Raw genomic sequence first — 409 nt, 5'->3', positions numbered from 1 at the left:
GGAGCAGAAAAGCGTTTGTTGTCTAAAAGCCTTGTTCTACGCTCTAGCTATTCACCTGTTCGTTTTTCAATCTCATGAACTTTCCGGTGGCACTATATTGGAAGCGTTTGCGGCGAGTGAGTCACTTACTGGTTCTAACATTATTGCTAGTTCTTTGATGCGTTTTCTTTGTTTTGGCAGCTAATTTGCTAACAAATGGCTTGGTCATATTTGGTTGTCAGGTTGGTCGAACGAATCCTTTGTCAGTTAAAGCACTTCAAACCGTGGTGATTTGTGGTATGTCGCTTCTTACCCAAGTGCGTTTTGTCGGTTGCATTTAAATTCTTAGCTGCTCGTTTTACTTTTGTGTTCAAAGCCAGTAGTTTCATAGTTAATTCAGCACCTTGGCGCTAAACCTCTAGTTTCATCG

The 409-nt window shown here is 41.3% G+C and carries 1 protein-coding gene; it reads left to right on the top strand.

Features of this window, described 5'->3' with window-relative positions; all coding sequences use genetic code 11:
* Positions 1 to 184 (top strand): hypothetical protein (locus OCT63_RS21455; protein WP_269984599.1); only part of this gene is annotated, 184 nt, incomplete at its 5' end.
* Between the last annotated feature and the right edge of the window lie 225 nt (positions 185 to 409).

Origin of the sequence: Vibrio sp. RW, assembly GCF_027587105.1 — a bacterium.
GTDB lineage: Bacteria > Pseudomonadota > Gammaproteobacteria > Enterobacterales > Vibrionaceae > Vibrio > Vibrio toranzoniae.
This window is presented reverse-complemented; position numbering and strand designations above follow the sequence as displayed.